At 57.6% G+C, this 582-nt stretch carries 1 protein-coding gene; it reads left to right on the forward strand.

Annotated features, from left to right (window positions below; all coding sequences use genetic code 11):
* Positions 1–81: 81 nt before the first annotated feature.
* Positions 82–582, forward strand: a 501-nt coding sequence (locus GVL52_RS28285; RefSeq protein WP_210254125.1) for a hypothetical protein, incomplete at its 3' end; no start/stop codon positions are given.

Raw genomic sequence — 582 nt, forward strand, 5'->3', positions numbered from 1 at the left:
TCTGCGTACTGGGCGCATACCCACGATATCCGCGGAAGCGACTGGACCGGCGCGCCCACGAAGCAACGACCGGGCCTTCGTGTGAAAACCTTTCTGTTCGACGTCAACGAATACGGCGACCAGAACGACACAAACACGCGCCGGTTCGCCAATCAGTTCTTCATGGCCGCCAAATATGGCGGATTTGAAACCGAATCCAACGCAAACTCGCGCCCTTTCAACACCCAAGGCAACCCATTCAAAAGCCAGGCAGGCGTGCGGTCGGAGAATTTGAGTACGGACGCCGGCGTTAACAACAATGACGTCTGGCAAAAATCCACCGCACCCGGCGAAGCGAGTACCTACTACCTACAAAGCAGCGCGCGCGGCGTACTGAATGCCTTCGAGGAAATCTTCTCTCGTGCCGCATCGACTGCGAGCAGCATCGCCGGCTCTGCAGCGTCTTCCACGAGCATCAGCACCAGCTCGGGCGCAGTCATCTATTCGGCCAAATTCGATACCACGAACTGGAGCGGTGACGTTGTTGCACAGACCCTTACAGTCAATGCCAACAGGGAACTCGCCGTCGGTTCAGGGACAGGT

Source organism: Rhizobium sp. 18055, assembly GCF_902706285.1.
Taxonomy (GTDB): domain Bacteria; phylum Pseudomonadota; class Alphaproteobacteria; order Rhizobiales; family Rhizobiaceae; genus Rhizobium.